Raw genomic sequence first — 19,870 nt, 5'->3', positions numbered from 1 at the left:
ATGACCACCTCTGAGCAGACTCAGCCCCGGCTGAAGGCGCGCTACCGCGCCGAGATCAAGGACGCGCTGAACAGCGAGTTCGAGTACGCCAACGTGATGCAGATCCCGGGCGTCGTCAAGGTCGTCGTGAACATGGGTGTCGGCGACGCCGCCCGTGACGCGAAGCTGATCAACGGTGCCATCAAGGACCTCGAGCTGATCACCGGTCAGAAGCCGGAGGTCCGCAAGGCCACCAAGTCGATCGCGCAGTTCAAGCTCCGTGAGGGCATGCCGATCGGTGCCAAGGTCACCCTCCGTGGCGACCGCATGTGGGAGTTCCTGGATCGTCTGGTCTCCATCGCGCTGCCGCGTATCCGCGACTTCCGCGGTCTGTCGCCGAAGCAGTTCGACGGCAACGGCAACTACACGTTCGGCCTCAGCGAGCAGTCGATGTTCCACGAGATCGACGTGGATTCCATCGACCGCCCGCGCGGTATGGACATCACCGTGGTGACCACTGCGACCAACAACGAAGAAGGCCGTGCGCTGCTCAAGCACCTCGGCTTCCCGTTCAAGGAGAACTGAGCACATGGCCAAGAAAGCACTGGTCAACAAGGCCAACGCCAAGCCGAAGTTCGCGGTCCGCGCCTACACCCGCTGCCAGCGTTGCGGCCGCCCCCACGCGGTGTACCGCAAGTTCGGCCTGTGCCGCGTGTGCCTGCGCGAGATGGCCCACCGTGGCGAGCTCCCGGGCGTGCACAAGAGCTCCTGGTGACCCCGCGCTCCTCGTGAGCGCAGCCACCTAGGCGAATATCGAAGCAGAGCACGGGCTCCCGACAGGGAGTCCGTGCTCTGCTGCGTATTCGGAGGTCAGTCGATGCGTTGAACGGGCGGCCCGGTGATGCGGGCGATGGACTCGTGGTCCGAATCCGGGCAATCGCCTCAGCGCGGCGGCGGCGATCGACCGTGGTCGTTGTTCCCACGGTCGCTTGGGGAGCGAACCGCAGGCGAGTCCCCACCGGGACTCCGTGCTTCGCGCGTTTCCGGAATGGATCAGCCGGCGTGTGCCCGCCATTCCGTCCACGCCTCGTCGAGCAGAGGTGCGACGGCGTCGTAGGTCTCCCACGTGTCGGGGACGTGATAGGTGGTCTCGTACCGCGCGACCTCGGGGACGCGGTCGTAGGCGCGCAGGTACTGGCGGTAGACGGCCGCGGCGAATGCCTGGCCGCGGGCATTGAGGTCGCCCTCGTTCAGTTCTCCGCAGCAGTGGTCGAGTAGATAGCGGCCGGGTGTCTTCGTGCGCTCGCGCAAGGCCGCAAGCTCCGGTCGCGGCCGGGGTTCCGGTTCGCCCCAGACGAGCACGGTCGGCGAATGCAGGTCGTGGGCGACGGCCCACGCGTAGAACATCCCGATATGGGTCGCCCCCGCCTCGCTGTCCAAGCCCAGCTCCGACGTGGTATCCGAGTGCCAGCCGCAGTCGTCGTAGGTCATTGATTCTTCCCCCACACGGGTCGATGGATGTCCAGGATCGCAGTCCGCACCGACAATTCGGCCGGTCGGCGCGCGTGGTGACCGGAAGATGGGTGAAATATGCGAATTTCACTCTTGTGGGGCGGCTCTGTCGTGTTCCCTTGGCGCATGAAGAAGATCGCTACCGTCGCTGTTCTGTCCTGCGCACTGCTGTCTGCGCCCGCCGTCGCCTCCGCCGCTCCCGTCGCGCCCGCACCGGTCGCCGAATCCGGGTCGTCGCAGGGCGGAACGGGGTCGTCGCAGGGCGGGTCGGGGTCGTCGGAGACCGCGCTGATCTGCTCGCCGATCGCGCAGGTGCTGTTTGCCACGGGCAGCGTCGAGAAGCCGCCGCTGTACGACCTGATGTGCATGATCGTCGGATAGCCCGCAGAGCTGTTGCCCCGGCAACTCGGGGCGTGCGCACAGCGAGGGTGGACGGCACGGTAGGCCCATGAAGAAGTTTGCCGTGTCCTCCGCTCTTGCCCTGTTCCTCCTCACCCCCGCCGTCACCGCGGCCTCCGCGCACGCCGAGGCGCCGGTCGCGGACAGTGGTTCGTCGAGTCTGGATGTGCTCTGCAGTCCGGTCGGTGGACTGCTCGTCCTCGCGGGCAGTGCGGAGAATCCCTACGGCCCGCTGCTCAGCATGGTGTGTGTGACCCGCTGACGAAGCTGGTCAGCGGAAGGGGGACCGGTCGATTCCGCAGCGGAGGTCGGCCGGGGGGAGTTGGCCGGTGAACAGGTAGTCGCGCTTGACGTGTTCGGCGCAGGTGCTGGGCACGTACATGCTGCTGTGGCCCGCGCCTTCGATCACGACCACGCGGGCGTTGGCCAGCTGCGCGGCGCCGGCGACGGCGCCGCGCAGGGGCGTCGCCGGGTCGTACCTGCTGTTGAGGACCAGGATCGGGGCGGCGGTGTCGCGGTTCCATGGACCGGTGTAGCGGTCGGCGTCGTGGATGGGCCAGAAGGCGCAGGGCATGGCGTTGAAGACGGCGGTGCGGCCGAAATACGGGACGCGCAGGTCTTCGAGGGCGCCGGCCCGACTGTAGACGGCGGGGTCGGTCGGGACGGCGCTGTCGGCGCATTGGATCGAATAGAACGCCTCGACGCGATTGCCCGGCTGCTCTTTCGCGAAGACCGCGTCGTGCGTCACGGCCGGAACCAGCGCGGTGCCCGCGTCGAAGAGTTGCTGCAACAGCAGCGCCAGGTCGGGATAGGTTTCCGGGCGCGCGAGGCTGCCCGCGGCCGCGACGAGCTGCCCGTACGTCCACGGGGTGCCGTCGACGACGATGGGCGCCAAGCGCGCGCGTTCGGCGAGCGCGATCCATTTGAGTTTCGGCTCGCCCGCCGAGAACGCGCAGTCCGGGCCCGCGGCCGAGCAGGCGCGCAGGAACGCGTCGAAGGTCTCGGCGACGGCGTCGGCCACGCCCTGCCTGGTGTCCAGCGGCAGGGTCGCGCCGTCGGTGCCGTGTCCGTTCGCATTGCCCTCGAAGTCCAGCGACCCGTCCAGTGCCATCGCCCGCACCCGGCCCGGGAACATGTTGGCGTAGACCGCGCCGACCTGGGTGCCGTAGGAGATGCCGTGATAGCTCAGCGCGGCATCGCCGACCGCGCGGCGCAGCAACTCCAGGTCGCGGGCGGTGTTCGCGGTCGAGGCGTGCGCCAGGATCGGGCCCGCGGACTCCGCGCAGCGGCCCGCGATATCGGCGGAGCGGTCGAAGAACTCCGGCTCCTCGGCGGGATTCGACGGTGTGCCAGGGAAGGTCGCGAAGTAGGCCTGCTGCTCGTCGTACGAGGGAAAACAGCTGGTCGGGGCGCTGCGTGCGACCGAGCGCGGGTCCCACGACACCAGATCGAACCGGGCCCGCAGCTCCTCGGAGAACAACCACGGCCACCGCGCCCGCTCCCGCAGCCGATCGACACCGGACGGTCCGGGCCCGCCGAAGTTCACGAACAGGGTGCCGATGCGCCGGTCGGGATCGGTCGCGGGCAGCTTGATCACCGCCAGGTCGATCTGCTCGCCCTGCGGACTGCGGTAGTCCAGCGGCACCTGCGCCCAGGCGCAGGAGAAGCCGTCCTCGCAATCCGACCACCGCAGGTCGGGAGTGCCGGCGGCCTCGGCGAGCGGGTCGACGTACGGATCGGCGGCGCGGGCGGGCGCGGGGATGGTGAGGGCGCCGAGACCGAGCAGAACAGCGAGAACGCGAGTCCAGCTACGGCGAGTTCCACGGCGCCCAGAGCGCGAATACAACTGCCGAGCCTCCTGCACAGATCGGGCGAACCTCGCGAAGCTATCACATGCTTTCCTCAGGAAACTAGTTGGCGGCGAACGGAATTCGCCGAGCGCACCCCCGTCCGGTCTGGTTCGGACCGCCCGCGCGGGAATTTGTTTCGAATTGTTCGGTGAACGTGAGGTTAAATATCCCGAGGTCAATTCTGTGTTTTTCCCGATAATCGTGAAATCGCGGTGGCCGACCCTCTGATCCATCGCTAGGGTCGGGATGGTCGCGCGGAAATGTGGCGCGACCGGGTGTCAAAGACGATCCCTAATTCCAGGACAACCGGAGGAGTGGGATGGTGACGACAACCACAGAGAAAACCGGGCGTGACCTGGCCCACCGGGCGCCGCTACGCGGGATTCCCGCGGGCGCGATGCCGATGGTCGCCTTTCTTTCGATATTGGCCGGATTCATCGGCGCGGCCGCCTATACGCATTCCGCCGGATATTTCGTGACATTCATGACCGGAAATACCGAGCGGGCCGTTCTCGGCTGGTTCGACAATGATCAGCTGCTGGCCGTCGGTGCCATCACGCTGCTCTTCTCGTTCGGGCTCGGCGTGTTCGTCGCCTCGCTGCTGCGCAGGCGGTGGTGGCGCGACAGCCGCCACGGCGCCGCGGCGGTGACCACCGCGGCGCTGGTGGTGGCCGCGGTCGTCGACTTCGCCCTCGACCGCACCGGCGGTCAGGAGGTGGGGTTCATCCCCATCGCGTTCGTCGCCTTCGCGGTCGGCGCGCTCAACACCGCGTTCGTGAAGAACGGCGAGACCAGCGTCCCGCTGAGCTATGCCACCGGGACCGTCGTGAAGCTGAGCCAGGGGATCGAAAGCCATGTCAGCGGCGGTAGCGCTCGCGACTGGCTCGGCTACGGCGGGCAGTACGCGGCCTTCGCGGTCGGCGCCTTCCTCGGTGGTGTGATGAGCCTGGTCGTCGGTGGCGAGCTGATGCTCATCGTGGCCGCCGCCGTCTCGGCCGCCGCGGCGATGCTCACCGCCAAGGCGGCGCGCGCGGTCGCGGCCTGACGCATCCGGCCGCGCGAACCGACCCCGATTTGGTCCTGACCACGGCGTTGCCTACACTAGAGCGGTTGCCTGGGCACCTCTGTGTCCGCTGGCGCCTCGCTGATGTGTGTAAGCGGGCGGACGGTCCAGGCGCCGAGAGCTCGTTAAGAGAACTCATCCGGTCGGTAAGTGCCGTCCGGACCAGCCGAATTGTTGTAGGCCCACGGTCGGCGTGTGTGAGCGCGCCGATGCTGCATGGGAACCGCAGCGAGAAAGGTGTCGAGGTCTAACCATGACCATGACTGATCCGATCGCAGACTTCTTGACGCGTCTGCGCAACGCCAACTCGGCGTACCACGATCAGGTGAAGGCGCCCCACTCCAAGCTCAAGGCGAACATCGCCGAGATCTTGAAGCGTGAGGGCTACATCGCCGATTACCGCACCGAAGACGCGCCGGTGGGCAAGGCCCTCGTCGTCGATCTGAAGTACGGCCCCAGCCGTGAGCGCAGCCTGCAGGGCCTGCGTCGCGTCTCGAAGCCGGGTCTGCGTGTGTACGCGAAGTCCACCAACCTGCCCAAGGTCCTCGGCGGCCTCGGCGTGGCGATCATTTCCACGTCGACCGGTCTGCTCACCGACCGTCAGGCGGCCAAGCAGGGCGTGGGCGGCGAAGTCCTCGCCTACGTCTGGTAAGGGAGGTCAGGACTAATGTCGCGTATTGGTAAGAAGCCCATCGAGATTCCGGCCGGCGTCGACGTCACCATCGACGGCCAGGTCGTCACGGTGAAGGGGCCCAAGGGCACCCTGTCGCACACCGTGGCCGAGCCGATCACCGTCACCAAGGGTGAAGGTAACGAGCTGGAGGTGGCCCGTCCCAACGACGAGCGCGCCAACCGCTCGCTGCACGGCCTGTCCCGCACCCTGATCGCCAACATGATCGAGGGTGTCACCAAGGGCTACGAGAAGAAGATGGAAATCTTCGGTGTCGGTTACCGTGTGGCCGCCAAGGGCTCGAACCTCGAGTTCGCCCTGGGCTACAGCCACCCGGTGCCGATCGAGGCCCCGGAGGGCATCACCTTCGCGGTGGAATCGCCCACCAAGTTCTCTGTGTCCGGCATCGACAAGCAGAAGGTCGGCCAGATCTCCGCTGTCATCCACGGACTGCGTAAGCCCGACCCGTACAAGGGCAAGGGCATCCGCTACGCCGGCGAGGTCGTTCGCCGCAAGGTCGGAAAGACGGGTAAGTGATCATGGCGCAAACTGCTAACCAGAAGGCCAAGCGGATTCCGCTGGGCAAGGACAACTCGACCAAGCGTCGGCTGTCCAAGACCCGCCGTCACTTCCGTCTGCGCAAGAAGGTCGTCGGCACCACCGAGCGTCCGCGCCTGGTGGTCAACCGCTCCTCGCGGCACCTGCACGCTCAGCTCGTCGACGACTCGGTGGGCAAGACCATTGCCGCCGCGTCCTCGATCGAGGCCGATGTGCGCGCGCTGGAGGGCGACAAGTCCGCCAAGGGCGCCAAGGTCGGTCAGCTGATCGCCGAGCGCGCCAAGGCTGCCGGTATCGAGTCGGTCGTGTTCGACCGTGGTGGTCACGACTACCACGGCCGCATCGCGGCGCTGGCCGATGCCGCTCGTGAAGGCGGGTTGAAGTTCTGATGACTGTTATTTCGAACGGAAGGAACGTCTGATGCCGGGACGTCAGCGGCGTGACGGCGGCAACGGACCCGCCGGACAGAACAGCAATGCCCCCGAGGGCAACCGTGGCGACCGCCGCGGTGGTGGCGATCGTCGCGGTGGCGGCGACCGCCGCGACAACGCTGCCGAGAAGAACCAGCTCGAGCGCGTAGTCGCGATCAACCGTGTCTCCAAGGTCGTGAAGGGTGGTCGTCGCTTCAGCTTCACCGCCCTCGTGATCGTCGGTGACGGCAACGGTCTGGTCGGCGTCGGCTACGGCAAGGCCAAGGAAGTTCCCGCGGCCATCCAGAAGGGTGTCGAGGAGGCTCGTAAGGGCTTCTTCCGCGTCCCGATGATCGGCTCGACCATCACCCACCCGGTTCAGGGTGAGGCGGCGGCCGGCGTCGTCATGCTGCGTCCGGCTTCGCCCGGTACCGGTGTGATCGCCGGTGGCGCGGCGCGTGCCGTGCTCGAATGCGCCGGCATTCACGACATTCTGGCCAAGTCGCTCGGTAGCGACAATGCGATCAACGTCGTTCACGCGACGGTTGCCGCGCTCAAGATGCTCCAGCGTCCCGAAGAGGTTGCCGCGCGTCGCGGTCTGCCGATCGAGGATGTCGCTCCGGCGGGCATGCTGCGTGCGCGTGCGGGACAGGGAGCCTGACCATGGCTGATCTCAAGGTGACCCAGATCAAGAGCACCATCGGCGCCAAGGCGAATCAGAAGGACTCCCTGCGTACGCTGGGCCTTCGCAAGATCCGTCAGAGTGTTGTCCGCGAGGACAACGCTCAGAACCGCGGTCTGATCAACGTCGTGCGCCACCTCGTAACTGTTGAGGAGGTCTGACATGACCATCAAATTGCACCACCTGCGTCCTGCGCCGGGTTCCAAGACCGAGAAGACCCGTGTGGGTCGCGGTGAGGGTTCCAAGGGCAAGACCGCCGGTCGCGGTACCAAGGGCACCAAGGCCCGCAAGAACGTCTCCCCGGCGTTCGAGGGTGGCCAGATGCCGCTGCACATGCGCCTGCCGAAGCTGAAGGGCTTCACCAACCGCTTCCGCGTGGAGTACCAGGTTGTGAACGTGGGCCGCATCGCGGAGCTGTTCCCCGAGGGCGGCACGGTCGGTAAGGCCGAGCTCGTCGCGGCCGGCGCCGTTCGCAAGAACGAGCTGGTCAAGGTTCTCGGCGACGGTGAGATCGGCGTGGCGGTCCAGGTGACCGCCGACAAGGTGACCGGCTCCGCCAAGGAGAAGATCGCCGCAGCCGGTGGCACTGTCACCGAACTGGCCTGACGGTACTGTTAGTCAGCAGTGGACACCGGACGAGTCGCGAGCTCGTCCGGTGTCACTGTTAGAGTTCAAGTGTTGTCTGCCAAGCTCGTCATCGGCTGACGTTTCCGTAGAACCGAAGTCGCATGGCATGACCATGTCGTTCGCCAGGAGGATCTGTGCTTTCCGCCTTCGTATCGGCCTTCCGGACTCCGGACTTACGGCGGAAGATTCTCTTCACGCTGGGGTTGATCGCGCTGTACCGGTTGGGTGCCGCGCTGCCGTCCCCCGGCGTCGACTACCGCGCGGTCCAGGACTGCGTGAAGCTGGTCTCCGGCGGTGATTCCGCCGGTATCTACCAGCTCATCAATCTCTTCTCCGGTGGTGCGCTACTGCAGCTGTCGGTGTTCGCGATCGGCATCATGCCGTACATCACCGCGAGCATCATCATCCAGCTGCTGACCGTCGTCATCCCGCGGTTCGAGGAACTGCGCAAGGAAGGCCAAGCAGGCCAGACCAAGATGACGCAGTACACCCGGTACCTGTCGATCGCGCTGGCGATCCTGCAGGCCACGGGTCTCGTCGCGCTCGCCGCGCGCGGTCAGCTGCTGCAGGGCTGCACCGAGCCCATCCTCGCCGATACCAGCATCTTCGGCATGATCATCATCGTCCTGGTGATGACCGCCGGTGCCGCGCTGGTCATGTGGTTCGGTGAGCAGATCACCGAGCGCGGTGTCGGTAACGGCATGTCGCTGCTCATCTTCGCCGGTATCGCCGCCCGCCTGCCGATCGACGGCAAGCGGATCCTCGACTCCGACGGTGGCCTGATCTTCGGCCTCGTGTGTGCCGCCGTCCTGGTGATCCTGGTGGCCGTGATCTTCGTCGAGCAGGGCCAGCGCCGGATTCCGGTGCAGTACGCCAAGCGCGTCGTCGGTCGCAAGATGTACGGCGGTTCCTCGACCTACCTGCCCTTGAAGGTCAACCAGGCCGGCGTCATCCCGGTGATCTTCGCGTCCTCGCTGCTCTACCTGCCGAACCTGATCGCGCAGCTGACCGGGTCCAGCACGGCGACGGAGCCGAGCTGGTGGCAGGAGATCATCCAGAAGTACCTGGTGAACCCGGGCAACCCGGTCTACATCGCGATCTACTTCGGTCTGATCGTGTTCTTCACCTACTTCTACGTCGCGATCACCTTCAACCCGGAGGAGCGCGCGGATGAGATGAAGAAGTTCGGCGGCTTCATTCCCGGTTACCGTCCGGGCAAGCCGACCGCCGACTATCTCAACTACGTTCTGAGCCGCATCACCCTGCCTGGCTCGATCTACCTCGGTCTGGTCGCCGTCCTCCCGAACCTGTTCCTGGACATGGGCTCGACCGGTGGAGCGGCGAACCTGCCGTTCGGCGGTACTGCGGTCCTCATCATGGTCAGCGTGGGTCTCGACACGGTCAAACAGATCGAGAGCCAGCTGATGAATCGAAATTACGAAGGGTTCCTCAAGTGAGAGTTGTTCTGCTCGGTCCGCCGGGTGCCGGCAAGGGTACTCAGGCCGTCCTGCTGTCGGAAAAGCTGGGCGTTCCGCACATCTCCACCGGAGACCTCTTCCGCGCGAACATCAGCCAGCAGACCGCCCTCGGTCGCGAAGCGCAGAAGTACATGGACGCGGGTGACCTCGTCCCGAGCGACGTCACCAACCGCATGGTCGAGGCCCGCGTCGGTGAGCCGGACGCGGCGAACGGCTTCGTCCTCGACGGGTACCCGCGCACGACCGACCAGGCCGACGCGCTGAAGAAGATCCTCGAGCACAACGGCACCGCGCTCGACGCCGTGCTGTGCTTCGTGGTCGCCGAGGACACCGTGGTCGAGCGCATGCTCGCCCGTGGGCGCGCCGACGACACCGAGGACGTCATCCGCAACCGGCTGCGGGTCTACCGTGAGGAGACCGAGCCGCTGCTCGAGTACTACGACGGTCTGGTCGTGACCGTCGACGGTATCGGCGAGGTCGACGAAGTCAACGCACGGGCGCTGAAGGCGCTCGGTCAGTAACCACCGATCGGAGTACTGAGGCCGGATGGTCTTCAACCGTAAGAAGAAGGTCGTGCCGTTCCGTTCGGCGGGCGAGCTGGATGCCATGGCGGCAGCCGGCGCGATCGTCGGGCGGGCGCTCGTCGCCGTCCGCGCCGCGGCCAAGCCCGGCGTCTCGACGCTGGAGCTGGACGAGGTCGCCGAGCAGGTGATCCGGGACGCGGGCGCCGTGCCGTCGTTCAAGGGCTACCACGGCTTCCCCGGCTCGATCTGTTCTTCGGTCAACGATCGTGTGGTCCATGGGATCCCCTCGGCGAAGGAAATTCTCACCGAGGGTGATCTCGTTTCCATCGACTGCGGTGCCATCCTCGACGGCTGGCACGGTGACTCGGCGTGGACGTTCGGCGTCGGCACCATCATCGAGGCCGACGCGCTGCTGAGCGAGGCGACCAAGTTGTCGATGGAAGCGGGCATCGCCGCGATGCTGCCGGACAATCGCCTCACCGACGTCTCGCATGCCATCGAGCTCGGCACCCGCGCCGCCGAGCGCGAGCACGGCCGGGCCTACGGCATCGTCGACGGCTACGGCGGTCACGCCATCGGCCGCGAGATGCACATGGACCCGTTCCTGCCGAACGAGGGCGCCCCCGGCAAGGGCCCGCGCCTGGTCGTCGGCTCGGTCCTGGCGATCGAGCCGATGCTCACCCTGGGCACCACCGAGACCAAGACCCTCGACGACGAGTGGACCGTGGTCACCACCGACGGCACCCGTGCCGCGCACTGGGAGCACAGCGTCGCCGTCACCGAGGACGGTCCGCGCATTCTCACCCTGCGCCCGGAGTAGTCGGCGCGCAGCAGGTTTCGAACGACGGCCCGGTCAGCCTTCCAGCAGGATGGTGACCGGGCCGTCGTTCGTCAGCTCGATGCGCATGTGCGCGCCGAAGTGCCCGGTGGCCACGGTCGCGCCGAGTTCGCGCAGGGTATCGGCGAAGGTGTCGACGAGAGGTTCGGCATGTTCCCCCGGGGCGGCCGCGTTCCAGGACGGTCGCCTGCCCTTGGCGGTATTGGCGTAGAGGGTGAACTGGCTGACCACCAGGATGGGCGCGTTCAGGTCCGCGGCGGAGCGCTCACCGTCGAGAATCCGCAGCCGCCACGCCTTGTCCGCCAGGGCTTTCGCGGTCGCCTCGGTATCGGTATGGGTGGCCCCGACCAGGGCGAGCAGCCCGTGCGGCACCCCCGCGCCGGCCGGGTCGATCCGGCCGACCACCTCGTCGTCGACGCTCACCTGGGCACTGGTCACCCGCTGCAGCAGTACTCGCACAAGCACCGATCATGCCAGGCGCCGACGACGGGTCAGGGCTTGCCGAAGAACAGAATGTCGGTGCCGTACTCGGTGAGCGGGCGACTCTCCGCGGCCTGCCGGATGCCGCTGCCGGGCAGCTCGGTGACCTTGGCGAACATCGGCGCGTTGCCGAAGGCCGCGCGGACCTGCGTTTCGGAGGCGTAGTCGGCGCCGTAGTCGGCCAGGGTCGCGAAGTCCAGGGGCGCCAGTGGCGCGTCGAGCGGGGCCTGTCCGGCGGGCCTGCCGAGCGCGGCGTACTGGGTGGCGACGCCGTTGTCGTAGAGGCAGAGCTCGTAGGAGATGTTCTCGATGGTGGCGACGGTCAGGACCGGCCACTTCTCCGAGAGCCGCACGGCGAGCGGATGCTTGCCGAGCGCGCCGATCTCCCAGTTCAGGCTCTTCACCGAAATCCAGCTGCCGGAGGACTTCTCGACCAGCACCACATCGGCGGACAGCTCTACGGCCGGGTTGGTGACGGGTTCCTTGACCCCCCAGTGCTTTTCGTGCACCCCGGCGAATCGTCCCGGGTCCACCGGCTCGACACCGTCGCGCGCGAAAGCCGCCACGATCGCCGCCCGCACCTGCTCGAGCGCGTCCGGCGCCGAGCAGCGCACCGCGAGCGCGCCGTAGGTCGCCGAGATCTCCACCGGCCGCGACGGCGGTTCCGGCATCGCGCCCGCCGCGAGCGGCTTGAGCCCGACCAGCGCCAGCCGCCAATTGATCTCGTCGATGGTGGCCAGGTCGCCACCCGACTGGTAGAGGATCTGCTGCTGGGTGAGCCGCCCGGCCCGCTCCAGCGTCGGCGCGCCCAGCTTGATCAGCGCCTGGGTGGTCTTGACGGTGAGATCGAGTTCTTCGACCCGGGTCTCGCGCAATCGCGCGGTGCTCGCCGCGGAGGTGACCTCGGAATACAGCGTGCGATAGCTCGCGATGGCCTGCTTGCGTGAGCGGCCGACCATCATCGTGCGCAGCAGTGTGCTCAGGCTGGCCAGATACTTGCCGGGCTGTTCGCAGGTGCGCGCGTACATGGCGGCGCGGATCCGCACCGCGTCCTCGGTGGCCGCCACCGCGGCGTCGTGATCGAGCCGCATCAACCACACGCCGCACTTGGACAGCCCGTCGGCGCACATCGGCTGCACATCCGGATAGTCCTGCGCGACCTGGCGATACGCCTGGCACGCGCTGCGAATGGTGTTGGTGGCCAGCTGCCGATGTCCGACCAGCCGCGTCGCCTGCTCGAACAGCCGCAGCGAATCCTGCAGCGCACCGGCGTATTCGTAGCTGACGTAGCCGCCGACCAGCCAGTGCAGCCGGATGGCGACCGCCTCCTGGGCCGGTTCCAGCGCCTCGGCGGTGCGATCGCGACCCGACGGATCATCCCGGGTGGCGAGTAGGCCCTGGGCCAGCTCGGCGAGGGAGCCGGCCAGCCGCAGGTAGTCGGCGGGGGCCTGGCTTCTGGTCGCGGTACGGTCGGCCGCTACGCGCCGTTCGAGGCCGCTCACATCGGTCATGAGCAATTCCATCGCGACGTCAATCCTGGCCTCATCCATCGTTCGAGCACGGCCACTGGGCGGCCGTTCAGTGTGTCGTCCGAGTTTGGCACAGATCGGCGGTGGCTGCCGGACCGTCCGGCGAACCCGGATGTTCATCCACGAGGGAGTCCGGTGTTTCCCTGTGGCTGTGCATATTTCGCATTGCTTACTAGAATGCATGCGATCGAGCCGACTGCGCGAGGGTCGTCGGTGGGGCGCTGCGAGGAGCGGTTGGCGTGGGAGATTCTCCCTACGAGGGGTTGGCGGGCAAGGCCAAGATCAAGGTGGAGACGGGCGCCGCGCTCGAAGCCGCCAAGGCGTGTAGCTCGGCGATCGAGATATTCAAGGGCTGTCAGAACCTGATTCGCGACCACGATCTCAACAACTACGACGAGTCGAAGCTCGGCGGCAGCCAGGTCGACGCGGGTCCACCACTGCGGACCAAGTTCATCACCGAAGCCACCCAGGCCAAGGACCTCATCGGGCGCTACATCGATTCGCTCGAGGACCTGGTGACCATGTTCAAGGCCGCGGGCGAGTCCTACACCGAGACCGACAAGGGCTCGGGCGACAATATCGCCGCGCTCAAGGGGCAGCTGAAGGACGTGAATTCCGCGCCCGGAGCCAAGGACCTGAAGGGCGAGGTCACCGAAGCCGGTGGCTACAAGCCGGCGCACTGGGAAGTCGATGTCAAGGTGCGACAGGGCACCGGCATGGAAATCAAGATGGAGAAGCACAACTACGACATCGAGACCGCCAACGTGCCCAAGCACGTGGGTACCGCGACCGCGGAGTCGGTGGGGGTGCGGATTCCGGTGCGGGCGGCGGACAACATGTCCTGGCGCGACATGTACGACCTCGGTCAGCGCATCTCCTGGCAGGAAGTGGCCAACGACGCCCCGATCTGGGAGGCGATGGCCAACGCGGTGCACGGCGCCGCCTACGACCTCGACCAGAAGCTCGCCTCGATCACCGCCGATCGGTGGCAGAGCCAGGGCGGCGACACCGCGCGGGCGGCGATCGCCACTTTCGGCAAATCCGCGATGGTGGCCAGCGATTCCTTCAGGATGATGCAGTCGAACCTCGAGTACACCGCGAACTGGCTGTACGCGACCAAGGTCTGCATGCCGATCGAGACCGAGGACAAGTGCGACGACGATCTGCAGGAGAACCGCGATCGGTACGAGCGTCACTACGTCAACGGGGTGATGAACACCGAGAAGTTGTTCCCGGCGGCGGCCGAACCCGCGGCGCCCAAGGGCCCGGTGACGACGCCGAACAACAACAACAATAACAACAACAACGGCAACAACAACAACGGCGGCAACAACGCCGGAAACAACAACAACGCCGGAAACAACAACGGCGGCGGCAACAACGGCGGCGGCAACAACTCCGGTGGCGGAAGCAACAACTCCGGTGGCGGTTCCCAGCAGACGGCTGCCAGCCAGGCCGCCCAGCAGGCGGCGTTGCAGGCCGCCCAGCAGGCGCAGTCCGCGTTGCAGCAGAACGGGACCAAGGGCACCCAGAGTGGCACCGGGCAGACCGGGTCGACCGGTCAGACCGGCTCGACCGGCTCGACCGGCTCGGTCGCGGGGTCGGGCGGGTCGACCGGCTCGAGCAGTGGTTCGGGCTCGGGCGATATGTCGAGCATCCTGTCCTCGGTGATGTCGGCGGTCACCTCCGCCGTCAGTTCCCTGACGCAGGCGCTGCCCTCGCTGGCCACTGCGCTGCAACAGATCTCGGCCGACACGACCGGCTCGACCACCGCGTCGGGCCTACCCGACTTCAGCCAGCTCGGCAACCTCCTCGGTCAGTTCCCCGACCTGAAGGAGATCCTCGCGCAGTCGCCCGAGCTCACCGGGCTGATCGCGGGCAACCCCGCGCTGTCGCCGCTGGCCGAACTGCTCGGCGTCGAAACCGCGACCTCCGATCCCGACGGCGCCGGCGTGCCCGGGGAGACGACGGAAACCGCCACGGCTTCGCGGGCGTCGCTGCCCGACTTCTCCAACCTGCTGTCCGGCCTGGACGAGATCGTCGCCCCCATCACCGGCCTGGTCGCGGAGTCGCTGTCGACCGAGGCGCCCGCCCAGGTGGTCGAGGGCGCCGAAGCGTCGGTCCCGGTGCTCGAGCTGCCCGACCAGGCGTTCTCGATGCCCGACCAGGAGTTCCACGCGCCGATTGCACCACTCGACGACACTGATCCCGGAACGATCACCCGTGCGCGTCCGGAGGTCGGCGCGTGAGCCAGCGCTGGGAACTCACCGACATCGAATTCCGGGTGCTGTGGCAGCGCTTCGTCGGCACCGATCTGCCACGCCCACTGACCTTCCAGTCCACGACGCGTCTGCACGAGGACTACGAGGCCGAGAAGTACCAGGTCTGGCAGCGGCTACAGCACACCGCCGATCCGGCGCTGCGCACGGTCTTCGACGTGCTCGAACGGCCGGAAGCGTATGTGCGCCTGCGCGGTTGGAAGGACGACGCGCGCAGCAACGCCGAGTACTGGCTCAAGGCGCGCGCCGCCCGGGCCGGTGCCAGCGGGTATCTGATCTACCAGCTTCCGGGTGAAACCCCCACCCACAGTGGCGGTTACGTCGTCGTCGACATCGGGCCGTACGGGCTCGCCGACGCGATCGTCGACCTCATGCCCGCCACCGGCGCGGGGCGCGGGGGCATCATCCCGCTGGTCACCGGCACCGGCCGCGACGACGACCAGCAGCGACAGACCTCGATGTTCTTCGAGGAAGCCGACACCTCGATCGTCGATCGCAGTGCCGAATTCCTGAATCGGCCCGCCGAGCGCACCGGCACGATCAACATCCTGCAGAACCAGTCGATGTTCGGCTCCCGTGGCATGCACCGCGACATCCTGGTCTGGCGCGACCTGCCTGACGACGGCCGCTACGTCATCGGCCTGCCGAACGAGAACCCGCTCGCCACACCGATGTCCAGATCCGATCTGGTCGACGCGGTCAACAGCTCGATCGAGCGAATGATGTCGCGGGTGGAGTCCCATTGGGAGGCGAACGCCTAGGTACCGGACGTTCACGGCGGCGTCACGCGAGGTTCGCTCCGCCGTGTGAGACTGTTGCGCAGGCGAAGGACTTGTGGTGTGCTCGGTGCTACCACTCGTGGAGGGATGAGGGCGATGACGTTCGAATACGACGCCGACAACTTCCGGACCGCGGCGGGCAAGTCGCGCAATGTCGGAACCCAGCTCACCAACATCATCAATACCCTGAACAGCTCGCTGAACGGGCGCGGAAACGTCTGGGGCAACGACAAACTCGGCCAGAGCTTCAACGACGGCCCCGGCGGCAACGACGGCTACGACTCCTCCTGGACCAACACCAGCGACAACGTCAAGACCATGGCGAAGTCCATGGGCGACTTCGCGGACGGCCAGACCGAGAGCGCCGACTACATCGACAAGATGGAACAGGGCAACCGCAACGGGTTGACGTAGGAGGCGAACTCGACGCGCTCGGTCCGGCCGCTACTGCATCGACTGACGGCTCAGGCCCAGCGTGGGCAGGTCGAGATCGGGGTGGCCGGCGCGGTCCGTCCAGGCGTCGTAGACGAGCCCGGCGGGGCTGGTGATGCCGTACCCGTCGCGGAGTCCGGCGACGGCGAGCTCGGCGGCGCGGCGACGGTCTTCGCCCGTGATCGGCGCGTCGAAGTCGACCCACCACAGATGGGCGTTGTCCACGTCGGGCTGGTTCCAGCCGGCGTCGGTGATCGCCCGGTACCCGGCAGGGTCGGGCCGCCGGCTCTCGTCGAGAAACCGGTCACCGATCAGCTGAGCCGACAGCACGTCTTCGTCGCGAGCGAACTGGACGAAGCGGCGGATGCGGGCGGGTTCGGGTTCGAAGACGATCACCCGTGCGCCGAGCGGAAGGGCTTCGAGCTCGGCGGCCAGATGTTCGGCGAACGCGGTCCAATCGGTCACAGCTGCCCCTGTCGGGAGAGCTCGACGCCTTCGTCGAAGAGTTCCAGCCATTCGTTGGACGCCAGGGTGAGGGTGATCGAGCGGGGGAGCGCCGCGAGGATCAGTGTCGAGGCGGAGCCGGTCCAGCGCAGCTGGGGACTACCGTCGGTGATCCGGGCGCTCGGCGCGCCCAGCGTCGCCTCGAGTCGCGCGGCCATCGCGGTGTAGGCCTGCTGGACGAGGGTGTGGGTCTGGTCGGTGTCGGGGCCGATGGTGCTGGCGCTGACCTGGATCTGTTCGACGTCGCCGTCGTCGGCGAAGACCTTTCCGCTGGCCGAGCCGAGGCCGGTATCGAGCATGGCCCAGTCGTCGTCTTCCGAAGTGGCGACGACGCGCCAGCCGAATCGTTCGGCGATCTGGGGTATTTCGGCGAGCTGCCAGGACCAGTCGAGTGCGCGCAGTCGACTGCCCAGCTCGGCGACCTCGTCGGGGGTCCGGGTTCGGAAGTCGGTCAACGGTTTCTCCTCTTGGCTCGCGACAGGCAAGGACGGCACGGTCAGAAGTACGACAGGAACGCCGCGTCGAAATCGGGGTCGCGGGTGTCGAAGTTCTGCGGGGTGTAGTCGAGGGCGCGGACATGGTCGACGAACTCGGCCGGGAGGACGAGGGGCTGGTCGGCGAGGTACTTCAGGGAGTCCTCGCGCCAGATCCAGACGCCGTCGGAGTAGAGGGAGGGGCCGCCCTCGATGTCGGTGCCGGGGGTGAACAGGTCGGGTGCTTCGCCCATGACATCGAAGATCGCGCGGACCTTGCGCATGTAGTTCAGGATTCGCTCGCGGTCGGCTTCGACGGCGCCGGTGGGCGCGTCGTGTACCGAGGGCAGCTCGTCGTGCGCGCCCTCATACATCTCGCGGTACATGGCCACGGGCTTCAATTCCATTGCGTGCGTCCTGCTCTCGGTGTTCTGGAGTTCGTGCCCGGCTCTCGTGCTCGTCGGTCCGTGCTGGTCGGTCGAGCCCGCGCTTCGGCGAGCCGCCGACCTCGATCCTTCGCGTGCGCAACCGGGTCGTCAAGTTCATCCGTACCGACCGGTGGATGGCGGCGCCGGGGGCACGTTCCGGCCGCCTCTCGTTCATTCTGTCGTCACCGGTGATTCGCCGGTGCCTGCGACTCTGTTGCGCAGGCGAACGACTTGTGGTGTGCTCGACTCGGCACCACTGCGGAGGGATGAGGGGCGATGGCGACGTTCACGGACTCGAGCTGGTGACGTAGCCCTCCATGATCGATCTGCCGTCCGGGCTGCACTGGCTCTCGATCCTCGCTGGCATGGAATGGCCAGAAGGCAACGAAGACGAGATGTGGGCCATGGCCGAGGACTGGCGCACGGCCGCCGACAGTCTTCGTGGTCTCGTCGACGACATCGATGCCGCCAAAGACGCTGCGTTCAAGGCGTATCCGCAGGGTGAGGGCGTCGATGAGATGCTCAAGGCCTTCGAGGGAATGGCCCGCGGCGACCAATCGGTGACCAAGCTCGCCGAATTGTTCGACATTCTCGGCGATTCGGTCTATCAGACCGGTACCGAGATCGAATACACGAAGATCATGTTCCTGTCGTCGCTCGGACTGCTGGCGCTGGAAATCGCTGCGGCGTGGATCTTTCCGCCGACCGCGCCCGCGGTGGAGGCGGCCGCGATCGCGGCGACCCGGGTCGTGGCGCGCACCATCTTCGGCCGGGTGCTGGCCGCGATCCTGCGCCACGGCGCGAAGGCTGTGATCACCCGGGTGCTGAAGTTCGCCGCCCAGCACGTGGCGATCGACACCGCGCTCGGCACCCTGCAGGAACTCGGTGTCCAGCAGTGGCAGGTGGATCAGGGCCACCGCAAGGAGATCGACTGGAACCAGGTGAAGGCCGCGGCGGTCAGCTCCGCCGCGGGTGGTCTGGCGGCCGGTCCGTTTGGCAACTTCCTCGGCAAGCGGCTCGGCGACGGAATGTCGCCGTGGCTCAAGGGCGCGATCACCGGCACCGGCGCCGGTCTGGTCGGCGCGGGCGGCGGCATGCTCGGCCAGTTCGCCTACGACGGCTTCACCCAGGGCTGGGACAAGGCCTGGGACAACCTCAAGACCGCGGCCGCCGATCCGCTCATGTGGAGCGCGGGCGCGACCAACGGCGGTATCTCCGGCCTGAACAAGGCAGGCGCCAACGCCGCGTGGTCCAAGATGAACCCCGGCCTGTTCGAGCGCCCGAGCTTCAGTTCCCGGATCCGCGAGGCCATGGGGCCCGGCTACGACCTCGGGACCTTCGGGCAGGACAGCAACACCGCCGGTGGTGACGGTTCGACCAACCGCCCCGGTGCAGACGGTGAGAATCGGGCGGGCGCCGACGACGGTGCGACCGGTGTGGGCGGCGACGACGGCGTGCGCGCCGGTGCGGGCGACGACACCATGGGCGACGAAGGCTCGGGTGAGGCGCGGGCAGGCGCGGGCGACGACAGCCAGTCCATGCGCCCCGCCGGCGGGACCACGCCGGAAGCCGAGGGTGACGGCCCGACGAATACCGTTGCGGGACAGGCGAATCAGGATTCCGGAGACGACGGGCAGACGGCGTCCGATGGCGGCGGTGCCGGGAGCGGACGCCAGGAGTCCAAGCCGGAGGTGCAGACCGGGGACACACAGGTCGGCGACGGTGGGCGTCAGGACGGTGGCAGTCAGGACAGCGGCGCCCGTGCCGAGGGTGAAGGCCCTGTGGCACAGTCTGATTCGGGGCCCGATACCTCGCGCGCCGGGGAAGCCGAGGCGGACGCCGGCGGTGTGGGCGTCAACGACGGGACCCGCACCGACGCGCAGTCCGGCGGTCAGCCGGTCACCCAGGCCAACGACACCCAGATGGCCAACCGGGACGCCACCGCCCAGGTCGGTGCGGCGCCGGCGACCGGGATGGTCGGTGCAGGCCCGGTGGCCACCGGCGGGCCGACCCCGGGGGCGACCGGCCAGGCGCCCGTCACGGGCCAAGCGGCGACCCCCGCTGCTGGTCAGCCTGCGGCCCCCCCGGCGCAAACACCTTCCAGCCCAGCTCAATCCACACCGGGGCAGCAGGCGACGCCCGGTCAGCAGACCTCGCAGGGGCAGGGCGGACAGCCGTCGACCCGCCCCGGCGCGCCGGAGGTTCGGACCGGACTGCCCGACGGAACCCCGTCGGCTCCGGAAAGTCGTTCCGCCACACCGGAAGTCCTCGGAGACGGCGGCACCGGCGAGTCGCGAGCCGACACCGACGGTGCGGGCGACACCCGCGCCGACGGCGAAAGCCGGGCGGGCGCCGCCGAACCGCGCGGCGGGGCCG

General features: G+C 67.5%; 24 protein-coding genes and 1 pseudogene. 18 read left to right on the top strand and 7 right to left on the bottom strand.

The features are described 5' to 3' along the window. On the top strand, positions 1-564 hold the full coding sequence (gene rplE / locus V8688_RS04365) for a 50S ribosomal protein L5 (RefSeq protein ID WP_019045062.1): 564 nt from the start codon (positions 1-3) through the stop codon (positions 562-564). Between the two features lie 4 nt (positions 565-568). Next, on the top strand, positions 569-754 hold the full coding sequence (locus tag V8688_RS04360) for a type Z 30S ribosomal protein S14 (RefSeq protein ID WP_014981705.1): 186 nt from the start codon (positions 569-571) through the stop codon (positions 752-754). 278 nt (positions 755-1,032) lie between these two features. On the opposite strand, the gene V8688_RS04355 is transcribed toward V8688_RS04360, so the two are convergent. Next, entirely contained in the window at positions 1,033-1,470 is a 438-nt protein-coding gene (locus tag V8688_RS04355) for a hypothetical protein (protein WP_342800211.1), read from the bottom strand. Between the two features lie 147 nt (positions 1,471-1,617). On the opposite strand from V8688_RS04355, the gene V8688_RS04350 reads away from it, so the two are divergent. Together V8688_RS04350 and V8688_RS04345 are read left to right on the top strand one after the other, a co-directional pair. Continuing rightward, entirely contained in the window at positions 1,618-1,872 is a 255-nt protein-coding gene (locus tag V8688_RS04350) for a hypothetical protein (RefSeq protein ID WP_342800210.1), read from the top strand. 67 nt (positions 1,873-1,939) lie between these two features. Next, on the top strand, positions 1,940-2,152 hold the full coding sequence (locus tag V8688_RS04345) for a hypothetical protein (RefSeq protein WP_342800209.1): 213 nt from the start codon (positions 1,940-1,942) through the stop codon (positions 2,150-2,152). A gap of 9 nt (positions 2,153-2,161) precedes the next feature. Here V8688_RS04345 and V8688_RS04340 read toward each other — a convergent pair whose 3' ends face one another. Next, positions 2,162-3,736, bottom strand: a complete 1,575-nt coding sequence (locus V8688_RS04340; RefSeq protein WP_342800208.1) for an alpha/beta hydrolase — start codon at positions 3,734-3,736, stop codon at positions 2,162-2,164. Positions 3,737-4,062: 326 nt separating this feature from the next. Between V8688_RS04340 and V8688_RS04335 the strand changes: the two genes are divergently transcribed. The 10 genes from V8688_RS04335 to map all read left to right on the top strand — a co-directional run bounded on the left by V8688_RS04335 (position 4,063) and on the right by map (position 10,572). Continuing rightward, positions 4,063-4,785 carry a YoaK family protein gene (locus tag V8688_RS04335; protein WP_342800207.1) on the top strand — a complete coding sequence of 241 codons (723 nt, stop codon included), beginning with the start codon at positions 4,063-4,065 and terminating at the stop codon, positions 4,783-4,785. Positions 4,786-5,056: 271 nt separating this feature from the next. Next, on the top strand, positions 5,057-5,455 hold the full coding sequence (gene rpsH, locus V8688_RS04330; RefSeq protein ID WP_067491077.1) for a 30S ribosomal protein S8: 399 nt from the start codon (positions 5,057-5,059) through the stop codon (positions 5,453-5,455). 15 nt (positions 5,456-5,470) lie between these two features. Then, complete coding sequence (gene rplF / locus V8688_RS04325; protein ID WP_019045067.1) at positions 5,471-6,010, top strand: 50S ribosomal protein L6; 540 nt, start codon at positions 5,471-5,473, stop codon at positions 6,008-6,010. A 2-nt stretch (positions 6,011-6,012) separates the two neighbouring features. Then, entirely contained in the window at positions 6,013-6,420 is a 408-nt protein-coding gene (gene rplR, locus V8688_RS04320; protein ID WP_218719431.1) for a 50S ribosomal protein L18, read from the top strand. A 31-nt stretch (positions 6,421-6,451) separates the two neighbouring features. Next, complete coding sequence (gene rpsE, locus V8688_RS04315) at positions 6,452-7,102, top strand: 30S ribosomal protein S5 (RefSeq protein WP_218719432.1); 651 nt, start codon at positions 6,452-6,454, stop codon at positions 7,100-7,102. 2 nt (positions 7,103-7,104) lie between these two features. Continuing rightward, entirely contained in the window at positions 7,105-7,284 is a 180-nt protein-coding gene (gene rpmD, locus V8688_RS04310; protein ID WP_019045070.1) for a 50S ribosomal protein L30, read from the top strand. Between the two features lies 1 nt (position 7,285). After that, on the top strand, positions 7,286-7,729 hold the full coding sequence (rplO, locus tag V8688_RS04305) for a 50S ribosomal protein L15 (RefSeq protein WP_019045071.1): 444 nt from the start codon (positions 7,286-7,288) through the stop codon (positions 7,727-7,729). 155 nt (positions 7,730-7,884) lie between these two features. Further along, positions 7,885-9,207 (top strand): preprotein translocase subunit SecY, encoded by a 1,323-nt coding sequence (secY, locus tag V8688_RS04300; RefSeq protein ID WP_218719433.1) that lies wholly within the window; start codon positions 7,885-7,887, stop codon positions 9,205-9,207. Beyond that, positions 9,204-9,749: an adenylate kinase gene (locus tag V8688_RS04295; protein WP_218719434.1), complete on the top strand. Its 546-nt coding sequence runs from the start codon at positions 9,204-9,206 to the stop codon at positions 9,747-9,749. The genes secY and V8688_RS04295 overlap by 4 nt, the downstream gene beginning before the upstream one ends. Positions 9,750-9,774: 25 nt before the next feature. Then, on the top strand, positions 9,775-10,572 hold the full coding sequence (map, locus tag V8688_RS04290; protein ID WP_316573537.1) for a type I methionyl aminopeptidase: 798 nt from the start codon (positions 9,775-9,777) through the stop codon (positions 10,570-10,572). Positions 10,573-10,605: 33 nt separating this feature from the next. Here map and dtd read toward each other — a convergent pair whose 3' ends face one another. Then, positions 10,606-11,049 (bottom strand): D-aminoacyl-tRNA deacylase, encoded by a 444-nt coding sequence (gene dtd, locus V8688_RS04285; protein WP_218719452.1) that lies wholly within the window; start codon positions 11,047-11,049, stop codon positions 10,606-10,608. Between the two features lie 32 nt (positions 11,050-11,081). Next, complete coding sequence (locus V8688_RS04280; RefSeq protein WP_342800206.1) at positions 11,082-12,581, bottom strand: hypothetical protein; 1,500 nt, start codon at positions 12,579-12,581, stop codon at positions 11,082-11,084. A gap of 257 nt (positions 12,582-12,838) precedes the next feature. On the opposite strand from V8688_RS04280, the gene V8688_RS04275 reads away from it, so the two are divergent. The 3 genes from V8688_RS04275 to V8688_RS04265 all read left to right on the top strand — a co-directional run bounded on the left by V8688_RS04275 (position 12,839) and on the right by V8688_RS04265 (position 16,071). Continuing rightward, entirely contained in the window at positions 12,839-14,848 is a 2,010-nt protein-coding gene (locus V8688_RS04275; protein WP_342800205.1) for a hypothetical protein, read from the top strand. Continuing rightward, positions 14,845-15,639, top strand: a complete 795-nt coding sequence (locus V8688_RS04270; protein ID WP_218719438.1) for an ESX secretion-associated protein EspG — start codon at positions 14,845-14,847, stop codon at positions 15,637-15,639. Before V8688_RS04275 ends, V8688_RS04270 begins: the two co-directional genes overlap by 4 nt. Before the next feature lie 114 nt (positions 15,640-15,753). Beyond that, entirely contained in the window at positions 15,754-16,071 is a 318-nt protein-coding gene (locus V8688_RS04265; protein ID WP_218719439.1) for a hypothetical protein, read from the top strand. Between the two features lie 30 nt (positions 16,072-16,101). Here V8688_RS04265 and V8688_RS04260 read toward each other — a convergent pair whose 3' ends face one another. From V8688_RS04260 to V8688_RS04250, 3 genes are read right to left on the bottom strand one after another with little or no spacing between them, the layout of a single operon-like run. Beyond that, positions 16,102-16,554: a hypothetical protein gene (locus V8688_RS04260; protein WP_342800204.1), complete on the bottom strand. Its 453-nt coding sequence runs from the start codon at positions 16,552-16,554 to the stop codon at positions 16,102-16,104. Then, positions 16,551-17,048: a DUF6301 family protein gene (locus V8688_RS04255; protein WP_218719441.1), complete on the bottom strand. Its 498-nt coding sequence runs from the start codon at positions 17,046-17,048 to the stop codon at positions 16,551-16,553. Before V8688_RS04255 ends, V8688_RS04260 begins: the two co-directional genes overlap by 4 nt. Before the next feature lie 41 nt (positions 17,049-17,089). Further along, positions 17,090-17,473, bottom strand: a complete 384-nt coding sequence (locus tag V8688_RS04250; RefSeq protein ID WP_316573542.1) for a hypothetical protein — start codon at positions 17,471-17,473, stop codon at positions 17,090-17,092. 386 nt (positions 17,474-17,859) lie between these two features. On the opposite strand from V8688_RS04250, the pseudogene V8688_RS04245 reads away from it, so the two are divergent. Continuing rightward, positions 17,860-19,870, top strand: a pseudogene (locus V8688_RS04245) (hypothetical protein); the annotation flags it as partial.

The sequence above is a fragment of the Nocardia sp. No.11 genome (genome assembly GCF_038752175.1).
GTDB lineage: Bacteria > Actinomycetota > Actinomycetes > Mycobacteriales > Mycobacteriaceae > Nocardia > Nocardia canadensis.
This window is presented reverse-complemented; position numbering and strand designations above follow the sequence as displayed.